At 44.1% G+C, this 2,524-nt stretch carries 2 protein-coding genes and 2 pseudogenes; 1 reads left to right on the top strand and 3 read right to left on the bottom strand.

Annotated features, from left to right (window positions below; genetic code table 11):
• Positions 1-221 precede the first annotated feature (221 nt).
• Positions 222-473 (bottom strand): annotated as a pseudogene (locus F6K20_RS33820) (BrnA antitoxin family protein); the annotation flags it as partial.
• 2 nt (positions 474-475) lie between these two features.
• Positions 476-598 (bottom strand): annotated as a pseudogene (locus tag F6K20_RS33815) (BrnT family toxin); the annotation flags it as partial.
• Between the two features lie 118 nt (positions 599-716).
• Here F6K20_RS33815 and F6K20_RS33810 point away from each other — a divergent pair.
• On the top strand, positions 717-929 hold the full coding sequence (locus F6K20_RS33810; RefSeq protein WP_131827105.1) for a hypothetical protein: 213 nt from the start codon (positions 717-719) through the stop codon (positions 927-929).
• A gap of 85 nt (positions 930-1,014) precedes the next feature.
• On the opposite strand, the gene F6K20_RS33805 is transcribed toward F6K20_RS33810, so the two are convergent.
• Positions 1,015-1,215, bottom strand: coding sequence for a hypothetical protein (locus tag F6K20_RS33805; RefSeq protein ID WP_008185280.1), 201 nt, complete (start codon positions 1,213-1,215; stop codon positions 1,015-1,017).
• Between the last annotated feature and the right edge of the window lie 1,309 nt (positions 1,216-2,524).

Here is a 2,524-nt window from a genome sequence, read left to right as displayed (position 1 = left end):
ATTGCCGAGAAACCCGCTCAATAAACCGTTCCACCGTCACCCGCGCCACCGCCTATAGCATGTAGGGTGGGCAGTGGATCAGACAGATCAGATCAGCTGGCAAAGCGCCTAGGTAGGCACTGCCCACCGACGATTAATCACTTTTATCCTAATAACTTACGCTTTAAATCTTTAGATGAAATTCCTTTATCGTTACCGGAGCGATAATTTTCCCATGCTTCTTGAATTTGAACAATTTCTGTTCTAGGAATAGTTTCCTGAACTCCTTCTAATTCTATCAGCTGATGCTGAATGTGCTGACGCAACACCTGATTAATCAAGGTTTGATAATTCCCTCCACCAGACAGATTTACCTGGTCACGAAACCACTCCAAAACATCGTTATCTAAAGGAATTGTGATCCGAGTTTTACCAGATGGCATCGGGTCAATCGCGCCACGCTTACCTTTACTAAAATCATACTCAGCTTCCATCTTCATCCCTCCAGATATTGTTTACGTTCAGTACGAGTGGCTTTGCGAGTTGAAATCAAACGGATTTGATCACCTCGCCAGGTATAGACGACAACTAAAACTCGCCCCAAAGCATCTAACTGAATAATATAGCAACTATATATCCTATAAGGGACAAATTGATCCCCCTAAATCCCCCTTAATAAGGGGGACTTTGTTGAGAAGCGTACCTCATAAATGCGAGAAACACTATATCCAATTTAAATGCGCAACAGCTTACCAGTATTTTTTCCCGATTCCCGATTCCCGATTCCCAATTCCCGATTCCCGATTCCCGTTCCCCTCCTGGGAGGGGTTAGGGGTGGGTTCCGATTCCCGACTCCCGATTCCCGATTCCCTTTTTATATAAGTATAAACAGAAAAAAAAATAGCCGTAGAAATACTATCTACGGCTATTTAAATGATCTATGTCAATGAGTTTCCAAACCAATCCGGACGTGATTTGATGTAATCAAACCGGAGCCTTTGCCAGGGGGGGAAAACCCCCCATAAATTTAAAGTGTTATGGCAACAGCCAATACTTCATCATTTTAGTAATTACTTCCCCTGGAACCTCAGTCGGCTCAAGAGGAGTCCATTCCGCAATCTCTGCATAGCCCAATTTATAAAGCATTTGGATACTATAGATTACTGCTTGACGAGAGCCTTTCAGAGTGTGCTCAACAGGTTGTTTCTTGAAGTTTGGCTTAAAGTCTTTTGACATAGATCAAAACTTGAATTCATCGTGTTAATATGATTATTGTAATGATTATATTTGTAATTGTCAAGGGTTTTAAAAATTTTTTTTTGGGGAGTTTTAGGGGGAATAAAAAAAGCGATCGCTCTTAGCGGAAGCTGAGGCCTTTGGCCACGCTACGCGAACGCTTCATCGCGTAGCGTGACCTTCGGTCAATCCCGTAGGGTCTCTTTGCTGAGAATCCCATAATCATTGGTAAGCGATCGCTTTGGTAATTTTAACTAGTAATTTTAAGGATAGGGCTGGGAGGAGGAAGTAGGGAATAAGGAATAAGGAACTTCAGATATCTTTCCTAATGTTGCCTTTTGCCTGTTATAGCAGTCGCCAGGGCAGTTAGGACATCGACATTAGTCTCACACCCTTTGTAAGCGATGCAGAGGTGCGACCCGTGGCGAATTTAATTCGCCAACGGAAAAAGCACCATTACGGTCTTGGGGGTTTCCCCCATGAGCGACTGCATCAAGAAGCGCAAGAGTTTGACTTCTGACTTCTGACTTATGACTTCTGACTTCTGCTATACCTTTTGCCTTGTGGTCAGGGTGCATCTCCTAAAAGCTGTTTGATATCATGTCCGGATAATTAGTTATCAAAAAACATTACCCTTGAAACCTTACTCCTTTACTTTTTATATGGGAGATGGGGGGCATTTCTTTGGGTCGCAGTCCATCTGCTCAGAATTAAAAAAATTAGAAAGTCTCGAAATCCAGGAGAATCAAGTGTTGGGTAAAACCCATCACCATGTAATGCTGAATCTACCTGGACACGAGAAAAAATATCGGAATAGTTTCATCTAATTATATCCCATAATCAGAGATTTTGACTATAATCAGGTACCCGGAAATCACCTGAGGACATAATTATGCTACTGGTGTAGGGGTGCTGTTGGGACCGTAAGCAATCAGCAATCAGCAATCAGCAATCAGCAATCAGCAATCAGCAATCAGCTATAAGCAATCAGCAATCAGCAATCAGCTATAAGCAATCAGCAATCAGCAATCAGCTATAAGCTTTTGAATAAGCGATGCAGCGCGGTCTTGGGGAGGCAGCGCGGTCTTGGGGGTTCCCCCCATGAGCGACTGCCGTGGTTTCCCCCATGAGCGACTGCATCAAGACAACAGGTAAGCATTAGTTTAATCTGAGTTACGTTAGCTGACCACTGACCACTGACCACTGACCACTGACCGCTGACCGCTGACCGCTGACCACTGACCACTGACCGCTGACCGCTGACCACTGACCGCTGACCGCTGACTGCTGACTGCTGACAGGAAGAGCA

It is taken from the genome of Moorena sp. SIO2C4, assembly GCF_010672485.1.
GTDB lineage: Bacteria > Cyanobacteriota > Cyanobacteriia > Cyanobacteriales > Coleofasciculaceae > Moorena > Moorena producens.
Note: the sequence above shows the minus strand (reverse complement) of the source record. Positions and strands in the feature narration are given on the sequence as shown.

Excerpts from the sequence above, each read along its gene's own strand:
- F6K20_RS33805 (WP_008185280.1), bottom strand. The coding sequence starts at position 1,215 with ATGTCAAAAGACTTTAAGCCAAACTTCAAGAAACAACCTGTTGAGCAC.
- F6K20_RS33810 (WP_131827105.1), top strand. The coding sequence starts at position 717 with ATGCGCAACAGCTTACCAGTATTTTTTCCCGATTCCCGATTCCCGATT.